Source organism: Microbacterium sp. Nx66 (assembly GCF_904066215.1).
Lineage (GTDB): Bacteria > Actinomycetota > Actinomycetes > Actinomycetales > Microbacteriaceae > Microbacterium > Microbacterium meiriae.
Genome location: NZ_LR880474.1, coordinates 866,451 through 880,141, shown reverse-complemented (window position 1 = coordinate 880,141; position 13,691 = coordinate 866,451). Strand labels below are relative to the sequence as shown.

Here is a 13,691-nt window from a genome sequence, read left to right as displayed (position 1 = left end):
GTACAACACATCACGGAGGAAACCCTCATGGGTATGCAGATCAACACCAACGTGGGCGCGCTCAACGCCTACCGCAACCTGTCCAACACGCAGAACGACCTGTCGAAGTCGCTCGAGAAGCTCTCGAGCGGTCTGCGCATCAACCGCGCAGCGGACGACGCCGCCGGCCTCGCGATCTCCGAGGGCCTGCGTTCGCAGGTCAACGGCCTGAACGTCGCGGCTCGCAACGCCCAGGACGGCATCTCGGTCATCCAGACCGCAGAAGGCGCCCTGACCGAGGTGCACTCCATCCTGCAGCGCGTGCGCGACCTGACCAACCAGGGCGCGAACGACTCGAACAACGCGAAGTCGCGCGAGGCCATCCAGACCGAGATCTCCGCCCTGGGCGACGAGCTCACCCGGATCGCGTCGAGCACGAACTTCAACGGCATCAAGCTGCTCTCGGGCGGCGCGACGCTGACGTTCCAGGTGGGTGCGGGTGCGGTCGCCGCCGAGGACCAGATCTCGGTGGGCCTGACCAACTTCGCCACGCTCGGCGCCGACATCAAGACGCTCGCGGCCGGCATGACGGACGCGGCGACGTACGGCGCAGCTCTGGCGGGCATCGACACGCAGATCCAGGCGGTCTCGACCGCACGTGCCGGCTACGGTGCGCTGCAGAACCGCTTCGAGTCGACCATCAACAGCCTCAACGTGTCGGCCGAGAACCTCGCCGCCGCCGAGAGCCGCATCCGCGACACCGACATGGCGTCCGAGATGGTCAAGTTCACGTCCGCGAACATCCTGTCGCAGGCGGGAACGGCCATGCTGGCCCAGGCCAACCAGGCCAACCAGGGCGTGCTCCAGCTGCTGCGCTGACCCGCGCCGCCGCACGGAATCACTCCGGGGGTCCGGGTGACGGCTTCGGCCGTCGCCCGGGCCCCGCCGCACACAGAAGGGAAGCCGCATGTCGCTCTCGCTCGACGGCCTCGTGTCGGGGCTGAAGACCACCGAGGTCATCAAGGCGCTGATGGACGTGCACGCCATCCCCCGCACGCTGCTCAAGGCCAAGATCGACGACAAGAACGTCGTCATGACGCAGCTGCGCACCCTCAACACCGCCGTGCAGAACCTCGCCGCCGCCGCCGAGAAGGCCGCAGCGCCTGGCGGTCTCGACCGCTTCACCGGCACCTCGTCGTCGGAATCGGTGAAGGTCGCCCTGCGCACCGGCGCCGCGCCCGTGTCGACCGACATCGTCGTCGACCGCGTCGCCCAGGCGCACACCGTCGTCTCCGCCGCCGCTTCCCGCTGGCCCGCGGACCCGCCCGTGCTGACCCTCGAGGACGCCACGGGGAAGCGCGTGCAGGTGCAGGCCGACTCCACCTCGATGCAGGACATCGCCCAGGCCATCAACGACGCCGACACGGGCGTCCTCGCCACCGCCGTCCCCGCCGGCAAGGATGCCGACGGCACCCCCGTCTACCGCCTGCAGCTCCGGGCCGAGGAGTCCGGCGAGGCGGGACGCTTCCGCGTCTACGCGGGAGACCTCGCCGCCGTCACCGCCGGCACCGCCACGGACGTGTCCACGGAGCCCGGGGCCGCCGTCATCGCCACGGGCACGGACGCGCAGCTGCGCCTCTGGGCCGGCACCGCGGCCGAACAGGTCATCACCTCGTCCGGCAACACCTTCACCGATCTCTTCGAGGGCGTCGACGTCACGGTCTCCACCGTCTCGACGTCCCCCGTCACCGTGACCGTCGCCGTCGACAGCGAGGCCAGGGCCAAGGCCTCCGGCGAGTTCATCGCCCTCCTCACCGACATCTTCACCCGCATCGACAACGGCTCGAAGGCCACCGTCGCCGCGGGACAGGGCGAGAAGACGACGCTCGGCGTCTTCACCGGCGACAGCACCATCCGCGGCCTGCGGACCGCCCTCGCCGACGCCATCCAGCACCCGGTGGACGGGGTCTCCCCCTCCACGGTCGGCATCTCGACCGACATGTACGGCAAGCTCACCTTCGACGAGGAGAAGTTCTCCGAGGCGCTGGCGAAGGACCCCGCGGCCGTCGGCGCTCTCTTCTCCGCGGTCGCGGCGCGTGTGGAGCAGACGGCGACGTCCTACTCGGACAAGTACGACGGGCTGCTCACCTCGCGGATCACGGGCCAGGAGAGCGAGGTCAAGAGCCTCGGCGAACAGATGGAGCGCTGGGACGTGCGCCTCGCGCAGCGCAAGGCCTCGCTGGAGCGCACCTACGCCCGCCTCGAAGTGATGCTGTCGCAGATGCAGTCGCAGTCCTCCTACCTCGCCTCGCAGATCAACTCGCTGCCGAGCAGCCGTTCCGGGTCGGACTCGTGAGCATGAACGCCGCCCTGCGCGCCCAGCAGCGGTACCGCGAGGACGCCATCCTGTCCGCCCCGCCGGAGCGCCTGGTCACGATGCTCTACGACCGGCTCCTGCTCGACATCGAGCGCGCGGAGACGGCGCAGCGGGCGGCCGACTGGGCCGAGGCCAACACCCAGCTCCAGCACGCGCAGGCGATCGTGGCCGAGCTGTCGTCCTCCCTCACCGACGGATGGAGCGGCAGCGCCGGACTGCGCTCGCTGTACGTGTTCCTGTCGCAGACGCTGATCGGCGCCAACATCGGCCGCGACCCGGAGCGCACCCATGCCTGCCGCGAGCTCGTCGTGCCGCTGCGCGATGCCTGGCACACCGCCGCCCTGGCCGTCGCGGAGGGCCGCGCATGATGGACGAGGACTGGGCCGCGCTGCTCGACCGGCTCGAGGCGGACGCCGACCGGATCCTCACCGCGCCGGCCGGAGCCGTCGAGGTGCATGACATCATCCCCTGGGCGCCGCCGTCCTCGCCGCTCCCGCCGCACCTCGCCGACCGCGCCCGCGCGGTGATCGACCGGCAGCACGCCGCCATGGAACGCGCCCGGTCGGAGCTCGACGGGCTGCGGCAGCACCTCGGCGCCGTCCGCCGGGTTCCGGCACCCCGCCCGCCGGATGCTCCCGCCTACCTCGATGTGGACGGGTGAGCGACCCTCCTAACGAAACCGCACGGACGGCCGACAGTCTCCCGAGAGCACGGATGGCTCGTAAGACTCGGCCAGGGAACGGCCACTTCGCCCACACACGGGGAGCCGGTTCGTGTTCGACTCTGTGACCATCACCGCACTGACGAGTGCGCTGAACGGCCTCTCGCTGCGCCAGCGAGCCATCGCCGACAACATCGCCAACATCAACACCCCCGACTACCACGCCAAGCGTGTGCAGTTCGAGGCGGCGCTCGCCGACTCGATCGCCGCCGGCGACGGGGACGTGTCCGCCACGGTCGGGACCTCGCTCGAGCCGACGCGCTTGAACGGCAACAACGTGAACCTCGACACCGAGACCCTCTCCAGCATCGACACCATGTTGCGCTACCAGTTCGCGACCCAGGCCGTGAACGGGTCGTTCTCCTCGATGCGCACCGCGATGAGGACGTCATGACCTTCGACGCCATCGGGATCGCCGGCACGGGGCTGACCGTGCACCGGAAGTGGCTCGACGCCATCAGCGACAACATCGCCAACATCAACACGGCGACACCCACCGACGGCGCGGCGTTCCGGGCACGCTACATCCTGGCCCAGACCAGCGACCAGTCTCCCGGCGTCTACGTCGCCGGGACCGTCCAGGGCGATGCGGAGGGCCGGCTCGTGCACCAGCCCGACCACCCGCTCGCCGACGCCGACGGCTACGTGCGCTACCCCGACATCGACCTGGGAGACCAGATGAGCCAGCTGATCCTCGCGCAGCGCGGATACCAGGCGAGCGCGGCGATCGTGGACCGCGCCCGCAACTCGTACGAGGCGGCGCTGCAGATCGGACGGAACGCGTGAGCGCCGTGGCCGGCATCGAGGCCGTCGCCTCGTCCCTCGGCATGACCACCTCGCCCGTCACGGGCGCGAAGACGGGCGACGACACGGCCTTCGCGAACAGCGTCACCGGAGCGATCGACGAACTGCGCTCGCTGCAGTCCGAGTCCGACACCCTCAAGGTCGCGGCCGTGACCGGGGACCTCGACGACATCCATGCGGCGATGATCGCGTCCTCGCGCGCCGCCGTCACCCTCGAACTCGTCGCCGCCGTCCGCAACAAGGGCGTCGACGCGTTCAACGAGATCATGCGGATGCAGGCCTGATGCCCCCGGCAGTGACCGGGGCGTTCCAGCGGATGCGGCGGGTGGTCGCCGGATTCTCGCTCGCGCAGCGGACCATCGCCATCATCGGCATCGCGGTGCTCGCGCTCGGCATCATCGCGCTGTCCAGCTGGCTCAGCCGCCCCACCTACACCCCACTGTTCTCGGGATTGAACGCCTCGGACGCGAACGCCGTGGTGGAGCAGCTGCGCTCCGCCTCCGTGCCCTACGAGCTCGCCGACGGCGGCGCCACGGTGCTCGTCCCCGAGAAGGACGTGTACGACCAGCGGCTCGCCGCCGCCTCCGCCGGGCTGCCGAGCGCCGGATCGGCCGGGTACTCGCTGCTGGACGACATGGGTGTCACCACGAGCGAGTTCCAGCAGTCGGTCACCTACAAGCGCGCGATCGAGGGCGAGCTCGCCGCGACGATCTCCGCCATCGACGGCGTCTCCGCGGCCTCGGTGCAGCTCGCCATCCCGGAGGAGAGCGTCTTCGTGTCGGAGACCGTCGATGCGACCGCCTCCGTGTTCGTGGAGACCGCCGGACGCACGACGCTCGACCAGAAGCAGGTCGAGGCCATCGTGCACCTCACCTCGGCGGCCGTCAGCGGCATGAAGCCGGAGAATGTCGCCGTGGTCGATCAGACCGGGCGCACGCTCTCGACCGTGGGCGGCGGGGCCACCGGCGGACTCGATCAGCAGGCGAGCGACTACGAGGCCCGCGTGGCCGCGAGCGTGCAGCAGATGCTCGACACCGTGGTCGGCCCGGGGAATGCGACCGTGACCGTCGTCGCCGAGATCGACCGCTCGGTGAACGAACGCGTCGAGGAGACCTACACCCCGGCCGAGGGCGCTCCCCCGCTCACCGAGGAGGTCCGTGAGCAGAACAGCAACGGATCGACCTCCGAAGCCGGTGTCCTGGGTCCGGACAACATCGCCGTGCCGAACGGGAACGGCGACGGCACCTACACGAACACCGAGGAGACGCGCACCAACGCCGTCAACAAGGCCACGGAGAGCACCTCCACTCCCGCCGGCACCCTGCTGCGGCAGTCCGTGTCGGTCGCCGTGGACGCCGGGGCCGGGGGCGACCTCAGCTCCGCCCAGCTCAGCGACCTCGTGGCCACCGCCGCCGGCATCGACCGCACCCGCGGCGACGAGCTCGCCGTCGAACTCGTCGCCTTCAGCCAGACCGATGCCGAGGCCGCGCAGGCCGCGCTGCAGGCGGCGAAGGAGGCCGAAGAGGGTGCCCGTCAGGCCGCCCTCCTGAACACCGTCATCATCGCGGCCGCCATCGCCATCCCGCTCATCGCCGCGATCGCCGCCCTCATCATCCGCTCCCGGCGGAAGGCACGCGGCGTGGAGGAGTTCGACCAGCTCTTCGGCGATCGTCCTGTCGAGCTGTCCGCGCTCTCGGCGGACGCGCCGACGGCCGTGCTGGAGGCGCCGACCACGCCGCTCGCCTTCCTCGAGCCGGTACCCGACCTCGACCCGGATCCCGAACCCGAGCCCACGCAGATCAGCCTCGAGCGCCGCCGCGCCGAGATCGCCGCGCTCACCCGTCAGGATCCGCAGCGCACCGCGGAGCTGCTGCGCACCCTCATCGACGACAGGTCGCGGGTATGAGCGGACTGACGGATCGGCAGACGGCCGCGATCGTCCTGATGAACCTCGACCGCGCGCAGGCCGTCGAGGTCATGAAGCACCTCTCCGAGGCGGAGGCCGAGGCCGTCGCCGCCGAGATCATCGGGCTGCAGGATCTCGACGCGGAGACCACGGTCCAGGCGCTGGGGCAGTTCCATCGCATCGCCGCGGGGCACCTCCCGCCGGCGCGCGGCGGACGCGACATCGCCGCAGGTCTGCTGGAGGCCTCGTTCGGCTCCGAGCGGGCGGCAGCCGTGCTCGGCCGGGTCGGCTCGACGTCGATGAGCGCGTCGTTCGACTTCCTCGCCTCCGCCGACGCCGCCCACCTCGCCACGCTCCTCGACGGCGAGCTGCCGCAGACCGTCGCCCTGGTGCTCGCCCATCTCCCCGCCGAACAGGCCGCCGCCGTCCTCGCCGCGCTGCCCGATCCGGCGCGGACCGACGTCGCCCAGGCCATCGCCACCATGGGCACCGCCTCGCAGGAGGCCATCGTCATCGTCGCCGACGCCCTCAAGGCCCGGACCGGCAGCCTCGCCTCGCGGGACAGTCCCGAGGTGCTCGGCGGCGTCGAGCCGCTCGTGGAGATCATCGGGCGGTCGGGAGCGACGATCGAGAAGGCGCTGCTGGCCAGCATCGAGGACCGCGACAGCGCCCTCGCCGAGGACATCCGCTCGCGCATGTTCACGTTCGCGGACATCGTCAAGCTCGACGACCGGGACACCCAGCGCGTGCTGCGGGGCATGGACATCCGCTCCCTGGCTCTCGCCCTCAAGGGGGCGCAGCAGCCGATCGTCGACCTCATCCGCCGCAACGTGTCCGAGCGCAACCGCGAGAACCTCGACGAGGAGGCCCGGACGCTGGGCCCGGTGCGCGTCTCCCAGGTCGAGGAGGCGCGGGCCGAGATCGTCCGGACGATCCGTGCCCTGGAGGCCGCGGGAGACATCACCGTGCAGCGGGCGGACGAGGACGAATATGTCTACTGACGCCTTCGCCCCCGCTGCCTTCCCCCGGCTCGGCGGCTCCGACCACCGTACGGAACAGGAGCGCGCCCGCCGCCGCGGGTACGCGGAGGGACACGCCGCGGGCTTCCGGGCGGGCGCGGCCGACGCCGACGCCGCCCGTCGCGTCGCCGAGGCCGAGCTGGCCGAACGGGAGCGCGCCCGCGCCGCGGACGTCGCCGCCGCCGTCGCCGCCCTGCACGCCGCCGCGCGGTCCCTCGCCGCCCGAGAGGCGGAGCTGGAGTCCGCTGCGACGAGCCAGGTGCACTCCCATGCGATCGACCTCGCGGAGCTGATCATCGCCGCGGAGCTGAGCGACGCAGGAGCGTCGGCCGCCGCCGCGGCCCGCCGCGCCCTGAGCGCGACCGATGCGGCCGCCGTACGTCGCCTCCGTCTGCACCCGGACGACCTCCGCGTCCTCTCCGCGGAGGCCGGCGACGACATCTCCGGACTCACGCTGGTGCCCGACGAGACCCTCACCCGCGGCGACGCCGTGGCCGTGCTGGAGCACGGTGTCATCGACGCCAGGGTGGGGACCGCCCTCGACCGGGCGCGCCGCGCGGTCGCGGAGGCCGCGCCGTGAGCGCCTGGACGACGGTGCTCGAGGCGGCGCGTCCGGAACGGATCGGCGAGGTCTCGCAGGTCCGCGGCCTCAGCGTGCAGGTCCGCGGGCTCGACGGCGCCGTGGGGGACGTGGTGACGCTCGACGGCATCGACGCCGAGGTCGTCGCGACCGGGGAGGACGGGCTGCGCTGCATGCCGCTCGCCTCGGTCGCTGGGCTCACCGTCGGCGCCCCCGTGCGCGGCCGCGGCGGCCCGGTGCGGGTTCCCACCGGATCGGCGCTGCTCGGCCGGGTCCTGGACGGGCTCGGACGCCCCATCGACGGCAAGGGTCCGCTCGCGGCACCGCACGTGAGTCTGGATCACGACACCCCCTCGATCATGGAGCGCGACCGCATCGACACCGCGCTCCCCCTCGGCGTGCGCGCCCTCGACACCCTCGTCAGCGTCGGCCGCGGACAGCGCGTCGGCCTGTTCGCGGGGTCAGGGGTCGGGAAGTCGTCGCTGCTGTCGATGATCGCCCGCGGCACCGAGGCCGAGGTCACCGTGATCGCCCTCGTCGGCGAGCGCGGTCGCGAGGTGCGGGAGTTCATCGAGGACGATCTGGGGCCGGAGGGACTCGCCCGGTCCGTCGTCATCGTCTCGACCTCGGATCAGCCGGCCATGGCCCGCATCCGTGCCGCGTTCACCGCCACCCGGATCGCGGAAGCCTTCCGTGACGAGGGCGCCCACGCGATCCTCATGATGGACTCGCTGACCCGGGTCGCGATGGCCCAGCGCGAGATCGGGCTCTCCGCGGGTGAGCCGCCGGCCACCCGCGGCTACCCGCCGTCCACCTTCTCCCTCCTCGCCGGGTTGCTGGAGCGCGCCGGCACCGACCGCGCCGGGTCCATCACCGGCATCTACACCGTGCTCGTCGACGGCGACGATCACAACGAGCCCATCGCCGACACGGTCCGCTCCATCCTCGACGGCCACGTCGTGCTGGATCGCGCGCTCGCCCTCGCCGGCCACCACCCCGCGATCGATGTCCTCGGGTCCGTGTCCCGCGTGGCCGGCAAGATCACGAGTCCGGAGCGCCGTGCACAGGCGGCCACCCTCCGCGCCGTGCTCGCGGCCCGACGCCGGGCGAACGACCTCATCGACATCGGCGCCTACCACGCCGGTGCCGATGCCCGCATCGACGCGGCGATCGCACACGAGCGCGCCATCTCGGCCTTCCTCACCCAGCCGCTCGACGAGACGAGCGCGATCGAGGAGTCCTGGACGCGGCTGGACGGCCTCGTCTCCGCCTTCGAGGGGGTGTCATGAGCAGAGGGTTCTCTCTCGCCGGTCTCCTGCGCGTGCGGGAGATCCAGGAGCGCGCCGCCGCGCAGCGCCTCTCGCGCGCGGTCATCGACGCGCAGCACACCGAGGCCAGGGACCGGGCCCTGCGCGCACACCTGGCCGGTACCGACACGGAGGCCGTCGACGTGCGCACCCTCGCTGCGCTCGCCGCGGCCCGGGTCTCCGGGCGGGCGCTGCTCGCCGACCTCACCGCGCTGGCCGACCTCCAGCAGGAGACGGTCGCGGAGGCGCGATCCGCGCACGCGGACGCCCGGCGCACGCTCCGCGGCCTCGAACGACTCGCGGACAACCACGCGGTAGCCATGCGGACGGCCGACCTGCACGCCGAGCAGGCGGAGCTCGACGAGATCGCCGCGCGCTCGCGGACGGAGGAGACGGCATGACCGCGCTCGACCTCCTCACCGCCCTGGATGCCCGCCCCGTGCGTCCCTCCGCCGCAGCCGCACGCGCCGGCTCGCCCGGTGCGACCGCGTTCGCCGAGGCTGTGCGCGATGCGGTGCGGGAGACGGCGGCCCCCGGTCCCGGTGCGACCGACGACCCCGGCAGCGCCGCGGAGACCACGACCGAGGCCGAGCCTGCGGCCGCCGTTCCGGTCGAGGGCGCCGCGACCGTCTCGCCGGTGCTCCCCGCCCCGCCGACGCCCGCGGGTGCCGGCGCGCCACTCGTGACAACCCTCTCCGCCGAATCGGACGCACCTCCCGCGACGACGGAGACACCCATGGCGGTCTCGCCTCCGCGCCTCCCGTCCGCCGCCGGGCAGGATGCCCTCCTCGTACCCGGCGAGGGCACGGCGGGCGCGGCGGCGACGCCCGCCTCCGGGGAGACCGTGGGTACCCCCTCCTCCGCCTCGCCGTCCGACGCCAGGGACGCCGTGGCGGTCCCGCTCCTCCCGACGTCGGTGCCGCCCTCCGCACCGTCTCCGGACCCGGCGACCGTCCGACCGGGCCTGCGGCCCCCCACCCCGGGTCGAGAGACCGGAGAAGTCGCGCCCCCCGGCACCGCCGTCGGGAACGGGACGGCCACCGGAACCGACCTCTCCCTGCCCCGAGTCTCCGCAGCCGCGCCGGCTCGCACGTCGACCGTGCCCTCGACCTCCGCTGCAGAGGCGACGACCGCCGACGACGCGGTCCCGGTACCGGCGGCACCCTCGATCCCCGCATCGGTCGCCCCGCCGGCCGCGGCCCCGCCGAGCGTCGATCCCGTGGCCGCGGGGTCCGCTGCCGCCCCGAGCCCGGTCGTCGCCACCGCTCTCGCCCCCGCGGCACCGCCGAGCGCGGTCGCCGCGCCGGCCCGCCCGGCTCTCCTCCCGCAGGTGGCGGCCCCCGTGGTGTCCCTCGCCCAGGCCCCGGACGGAGATCACCGGATCACGCTGACCGTCTCGCCGGAGAACCTCGGCCCCGTGACCGTGCGCGCCCTCATCGCCGGGTCCACGATCCGCATCGAGCTGCACGCCCCCGGCGAGCTCGGGCGGGACGCGCTGCGCGCCATCCTCGGCGACCTCCGCCGTGATCTCGCGATCGCCGCTCCGCAGGCGACCCTCAGCCTCACCACGTCGGACGGCTCGCCCTCCTCGCCGCAGCACGGAGGGACGGGCGGTCAGACCGGGAACGGCGGCGCCGATGCCCAACGGCACCAGGCGACCGCGCGCGCCTCCGCCGTCCCGCCGACGCCGGCAGAAGTTCCACCCCCGCCCCCTCCCGCACCGCCCGTCGCTCCGCTCGGCGGCATCGACGTCTACGCCTGACCAGAGAGGACCCCATGACCACGGTCGACTCCATCACCGGCACCCTCCCGCCGGGTGCCACGCCGACGTCCGGTGTGCAGACCGGCAGCACGACCCCGGCGACCGAGCGCAAGAAGACGCTCGACTCCGAGGTGTTCCTCAAGCTGCTCGTGACCCAGCTCACCAACCAGGACCCGAGCTCCCCCATGAACACGAACGAGATGATCTCGCAGACCACGCAGCTCGCCTCCATGGAGCAGCTGACGGCGCTCGCCTCGACGAGCACCGAGAGCTTCGCGCTCAGCATGCGGCAGACCGCCGCCGCCCTCCTCGGGCAGGAGGCGCAGTACGTCGACGCCGACGGTGTCACCCAGAAGGGCATCGTCACCGCGGTCTCCTATGCGGGAGCCATCCCCACCGTGACCATCGGAGAGAAGTCGATCCCCCTCGACGCCGTCTCCGGCGTTTCCCTCGTCCCCGGCACCGCTGCCTGACCCCGCTCCCCAGAAAGGCATCACCATGCTCCGTTCCCTCTTCTCCGGAATCTCCGGACTCCGCTCGCACCAGACCATGCTCGACGTCACGGGCAACAACATCGCCAACGTCAACACGACCGGCTTCAAGGCCTCGTCCGTGCAGTTCCAGGACTCCCTCTCGCAGCTGCTGCGCAACTCGATGCTGCCGCAGCAGGCGACGGGCGGACAGAACCCGGCCCAGGTCGGGCTCGGCGTGCAGGTCGCCGGCATCAGCACCAACTTCGCCGGCGGCGCCCCGCAGCCGACCGGCGTTCCCACCGACCTGATGATCTCGGGCGACGGGTTCTTCGTCGTCCGCTCCGGTGGCGAGACGCTGTACACCCGCAACGGCGGCTTCACCTTCGACGCGAGCGGCCGTCTGGTCGGCGCCGGCGGCGCGCTCGTCCAGGGGTGGACGGCGCGCAACGGCGCGATCGTCCCCGGCCAGGGCATCGGCGACATCACCCTCCCGGTCGGCGCCCTCAGCCCGGCCGCGGCCACCACCACCGCACGGGCCACGGGCAACCTGCCCTCCGGCGCCCCGGTCGGCGAGACGCTCGTGCGCGACATCAAGACGTACGGCGCCGACGGCTCCGCCTCCACCCTGCGCCTGACCTTCACGCGCAGCGCGACCGGGTGGAACGTCACCGACGGCGCGGGCGCGAGCACCGCGCTGACCTTCACCGACGGCGTGCAGAACGGCGCGGGCAGCATCGTGTCCGGCGGCGTCACCGTCGACCTGTCCGGGGTGACCGGTTTCGCCGACGTCAGCGACATCGCCATCAAGGAGCAGAACGGCAAGCCGGCCGGCACGCTGAGCTCCTACGCCCTGACGAACGACGGCAGCCTCGTCGGCACGTTCAGCAACGGCGACACCCAGGTGCTGGCCCGCATCGCGCTCGCCGGCTTCGTCAACCCCGGGGGTCTGGAGAAGGTCGGCTCGTCGCAGTTCCGTCCGAGCGGCAACTCGGGTCAGGCCGAGCTCGGACAGCCCGGCACCGGCGGCCTGGGCGGCATCATCAGCGGTGCTCTGGAGATGTCGAACGTCGACCTCTCCCAGGAGTTCACGAACCTCATCGTCGCGCAGCGCGGTTTCCAGGCGAACGCCCGCATCATCACCACCAGCGACGAGGTCCTCCAGGAGCTCACCAACCTCAAGCGCTGACCCCTCCCGAGACCCCGCTTTCGCTCCGAGGCCCCGCCGTATTCACGTGGATACGGCGGGGCCTCGGCGACAACACGGGGTTTCGGGCGCCTCAGACGTAGATGCCGCGCTGCTCCATGAAGCGCACGGGGTTCGTGTACCCGCCGTTGATGTAGACCTCGAAGTGGAGGTGGCATCCGAACGATCGCCCGGTGTCACCGGCATAGGCGATGACCTGGCCGGAGCGCACCCACTGTCCGCTGCGCACGTTGATGCCGCCCGGCTTGATGTGGGCGTATCCCGTGCTGATGCCGCCGCCGTGCTGGATGCGGATGTAGTTGCCGTAGTTCCCGTTCGGTCCGGCATAGTCGACCGTGCCGGAGTTCGCGGCGTAGATCGCGGCGCCGCAGCCGTTGGCGAGGTCCGCACCGTAGTGGAAACTCGACGAGCAGCCCTGAGGACCGCAGATGGGGGTGCGCGGGCCGTAGCTCGAGCTGCGCGCGCCGCCGTGCGGGCGGACCCAGCCACCGTTGCCCGCGGAGCCGCCGCCACCACCGCCGCCGCCGCCACCGCCACCACCGCCGCTGGTCCCCCGAGCGGCAGCTGCCGCCGCCGCGGCCGCCGCAGCCGCCTCGCGCTTGCGGCGGGCTTCCTCTTCCCGCCGCCGCGCCTCGACGCCCGCCTGGTACCCCGCGACCGTCTTGGTCGTGGTGTCCTTGAGGGCGGCCAGCTGCGCCTTGAGGGTCTCGAGGTTCGCCGCCTGCTCGTCGAGTGCGGCCTGCGCGGCGTCCGCGGCCTGCTGCGCCGCGACCATCTTCTGCTCGGCGACCTGCTGCAGGCGGTCGCGCTCGTCCCGGGCGACGTCGGCCTGCGCCGTCAGCGCCTGGGCGGTGTCGCGCGCCGAGACGGCGTTGTCGTAGGTGGTCTGGTTGTACTCGAGGAACTTGTTCATCGTGCCGAGGCGCGACAGGAGTTCGTCGGCGTTGGCGCCTGACCCTGCGAAGAACAGCTCCAGAGCGGTGTCGTCCCCGCCGCTGCGGTACAGCTGGGCGGCGACCTGACCGGCTTTCTTCGCCGTCTCCTCCGCGAGCGCCGACTGCTCGTCGGCCTGAGCCTGCAGGGTCTCCGCCTCCGTGATGGCCGCGAAGTACGCCTGCTGGGCCTCGTAGAACTCGTCCGACGCGACCTGGGCCGCCGCCTGGGTCTCGGCGACCTTGCGCTCGAGGGACTGGATCAACCCCTGGATCCGGGTGACCTCACCGGCCTTGGCCGCCTCGTTGTTCTTCGCCCGCTGGACGTCGTCCCAGCTCGGGTAGGACGCGGCGTGCGCGGCGGTGACGCCGGACCCGACGCCGAAGGCGGCGAGCGCGACCACGCCCAGCGCCCCGATCCCGAAGGCGCTGCGGCGGCTGACCGGCTGGCGCCACAGCGCGCCCCGCTCGGCCGCCGTCGGCGCGCAGCCGCATTCCTCGGCCGCCGTCGCCGCGGCCTTCTCCACGTTCCGATCCCGCACAAGGCTCCCTTCGCCCGCTGCTCATCGTCCCCCGCCCCTGATCCCTATCGGCGACGACGCGCCCGTCGTGAGGAAGATCCCCGTC

At 72.5% G+C, this 13,691-nt stretch carries 16 protein-coding genes; 15 read left to right on the top strand and 1 reads right to left on the bottom strand.

Annotated elements, in window-relative coordinates; translation table 11 throughout:
- Window positions 1–27 precede the first annotated feature (27 nt).
- The 15 genes from MICNX66_RS04180 (at window position 28) to MICNX66_RS04110 (ending at window position 12,114) form a co-directional block, all read left to right on the top strand.
- Window positions 28–858: a flagellin N-terminal helical domain-containing protein gene (locus MICNX66_RS04180; RefSeq protein ID WP_197971868.1), complete on the top strand. Its 831-nt coding sequence runs from the start codon at window positions 28–30 to the stop codon at window positions 856–858.
- A gap of 88 nt (window positions 859–946) precedes the next feature.
- Entirely contained in the window at window positions 947–2,335 is a 1,389-nt protein-coding gene (gene fliD, locus MICNX66_RS04175) for a flagellar filament capping protein FliD (protein ID WP_187663411.1), read from the top strand.
- Between the two features lie 2 nt (window positions 2,336–2,337).
- Window positions 2,338–2,724 carry a flagellar export chaperone FliS gene (fliS, locus tag MICNX66_RS04170; RefSeq protein WP_187664103.1) on the top strand — a complete coding sequence of 129 codons (387 nt, stop codon included), beginning with the start codon at window positions 2,338–2,340 and terminating at the stop codon, window positions 2,722–2,724.
- The gene (locus MICNX66_RS04165; RefSeq protein ID WP_187663410.1) at window positions 2,721–3,017 is read left to right on the top strand and encodes a hypothetical protein; all 297 of its coding nucleotides are present in this window, start codon (window positions 2,721–2,723) and stop codon (window positions 3,015–3,017) included. The genes fliS and MICNX66_RS04165 overlap by 4 nt, the downstream gene beginning before the upstream one ends.
- 112 nt (window positions 3,018–3,129) lie before the next feature.
- Entirely contained in the window at window positions 3,130–3,471 is a 342-nt protein-coding gene (flgB, locus tag MICNX66_RS04160; protein WP_025104347.1) for a flagellar basal body rod protein FlgB, read from the top strand.
- Window positions 3,468–3,863 (top strand): flagellar basal body rod protein FlgC, encoded by a 396-nt coding sequence (locus MICNX66_RS04155; protein WP_071327494.1) that lies wholly within the window; start codon window positions 3,468–3,470, stop codon window positions 3,861–3,863. The genes flgB and MICNX66_RS04155 overlap by 4 nt, the downstream gene beginning before the upstream one ends.
- A gap of 41 nt (window positions 3,864–3,904) precedes the next feature.
- Window positions 3,905–4,165 (top strand): flagellar hook-basal body complex protein FliE, encoded by a 261-nt coding sequence (fliE, locus tag MICNX66_RS04150; RefSeq protein WP_051582258.1) that lies wholly within the window; start codon window positions 3,905–3,907, stop codon window positions 4,163–4,165.
- Entirely contained in the window at window positions 4,165–5,787 is a 1,623-nt protein-coding gene (gene fliF, locus MICNX66_RS04145; protein WP_187663409.1) for a flagellar basal-body MS-ring/collar protein FliF, read from the top strand. Before fliE ends, fliF begins: the two co-directional genes overlap by 1 nt.
- On the top strand, window positions 5,784–6,788 hold the full coding sequence (fliG, locus tag MICNX66_RS04140; protein ID WP_187663408.1) for a flagellar motor switch protein FliG: 1,005 nt from the start codon (window positions 5,784–5,786) through the stop codon (window positions 6,786–6,788). Before fliF ends, fliG begins: the two co-directional genes overlap by 4 nt.
- On the top strand, window positions 6,778–7,386 hold the full coding sequence (locus MICNX66_RS04135; RefSeq protein WP_187663407.1) for a FliH/SctL family protein: 609 nt from the start codon (window positions 6,778–6,780) through the stop codon (window positions 7,384–7,386). The genes fliG and MICNX66_RS04135 overlap by 11 nt, the downstream gene beginning before the upstream one ends.
- Entirely contained in the window at window positions 7,383–8,675 is a 1,293-nt protein-coding gene (locus tag MICNX66_RS04130; RefSeq protein ID WP_187663406.1) for a FliI/YscN family ATPase, read from the top strand. The genes MICNX66_RS04135 and MICNX66_RS04130 overlap by 4 nt, the downstream gene beginning before the upstream one ends.
- Window positions 8,672–9,094, top strand: coding sequence for a hypothetical protein (locus tag MICNX66_RS04125; protein ID WP_187663405.1), 423 nt, complete (start codon window positions 8,672–8,674; stop codon window positions 9,092–9,094). Before MICNX66_RS04130 ends, MICNX66_RS04125 begins: the two co-directional genes overlap by 4 nt.
- Window positions 9,091–10,455, top strand: coding sequence for a flagellar hook-length control protein FliK (locus MICNX66_RS04120; protein WP_187663404.1), 1,365 nt, complete (start codon window positions 9,091–9,093; stop codon window positions 10,453–10,455). The genes MICNX66_RS04125 and MICNX66_RS04120 overlap by 4 nt, the downstream gene beginning before the upstream one ends.
- Before the next feature lie 14 nt (window positions 10,456–10,469).
- The gene (locus tag MICNX66_RS04115; RefSeq protein WP_136050650.1) at window positions 10,470–10,928 is read left to right on the top strand and encodes a flagellar hook assembly protein FlgD; all 459 of its coding nucleotides are present in this window, start codon (window positions 10,470–10,472) and stop codon (window positions 10,926–10,928) included.
- 25 nt (window positions 10,929–10,953) lie between these two features.
- Window positions 10,954–12,114: a flagellar hook protein FlgE gene (locus tag MICNX66_RS04110; RefSeq protein WP_187663403.1), complete on the top strand. Its 1,161-nt coding sequence runs from the start codon at window positions 10,954–10,956 to the stop codon at window positions 12,112–12,114.
- 91 nt (window positions 12,115–12,205) lie between these two features.
- Here the strand turns inward: MICNX66_RS04110 and MICNX66_RS04105 are convergent, their stop codons facing one another.
- A complete protein-coding gene (locus tag MICNX66_RS04105) occupies window positions 12,206–13,591 on the bottom strand; it encodes a M23 family metallopeptidase (RefSeq protein WP_232089188.1) in 1,386 nt (461 codons plus the stop codon).
- Window positions 13,592–13,691: the final 100 nt, after the last annotated feature.

Bases quoted from the DNA above. Each gene is read 5' to 3' on its own strand.
- MICNX66_RS04180 (WP_197971868.1), top strand. From the start codon at position 28: ATGGGTATGCAGATCAACACCAACGTGGGCGCGCTCAACGCCTACCGC.
- fliD (WP_187663411.1), top strand. From the start codon at position 947: ATGTCGCTCTCGCTCGACGGCCTCGTGTCGGGGCTGAAGACCACCGAG.
- fliS (WP_187664103.1), top strand. From the start codon at position 2,338: ATGAACGCCGCCCTGCGCGCCCAGCAGCGGTACCGCGAGGACGCCATC.
- MICNX66_RS04165 (WP_187663410.1), top strand. From the start codon at position 2,721: ATGATGGACGAGGACTGGGCCGCGCTGCTCGACCGGCTCGAGGCGGAC.
- MICNX66_RS04155 (WP_071327494.1), top strand. From the start codon at position 3,468: ATGACCTTCGACGCCATCGGGATCGCCGGCACGGGGCTGACCGTGCAC.
- fliE (WP_051582258.1), top strand. From the start codon at position 3,905: ATGACCACCTCGCCCGTCACGGGCGCGAAGACGGGCGACGACACGGCC.
- fliF (WP_187663409.1), top strand. From the start codon at position 4,165: ATGCCCCCGGCAGTGACCGGGGCGTTCCAGCGGATGCGGCGGGTGGTC.
- fliG (WP_187663408.1), top strand. From the start codon at position 5,784: ATGAGCGGACTGACGGATCGGCAGACGGCCGCGATCGTCCTGATGAAC.
- MICNX66_RS04135 (WP_187663407.1), top strand. From the start codon at position 6,778: ATGTCTACTGACGCCTTCGCCCCCGCTGCCTTCCCCCGGCTCGGCGGC.
- MICNX66_RS04125 (WP_187663405.1), top strand. From the start codon at position 8,672: ATGAGCAGAGGGTTCTCTCTCGCCGGTCTCCTGCGCGTGCGGGAGATC.
- MICNX66_RS04120 (WP_187663404.1), top strand. From the start codon at position 9,091: ATGACCGCGCTCGACCTCCTCACCGCCCTGGATGCCCGCCCCGTGCGT.
- MICNX66_RS04115 (WP_136050650.1), top strand. From the start codon at position 10,470: ATGACCACGGTCGACTCCATCACCGGCACCCTCCCGCCGGGTGCCACG.
- MICNX66_RS04110 (WP_187663403.1), top strand. From the start codon at position 10,954: ATGCTCCGTTCCCTCTTCTCCGGAATCTCCGGACTCCGCTCGCACCAG.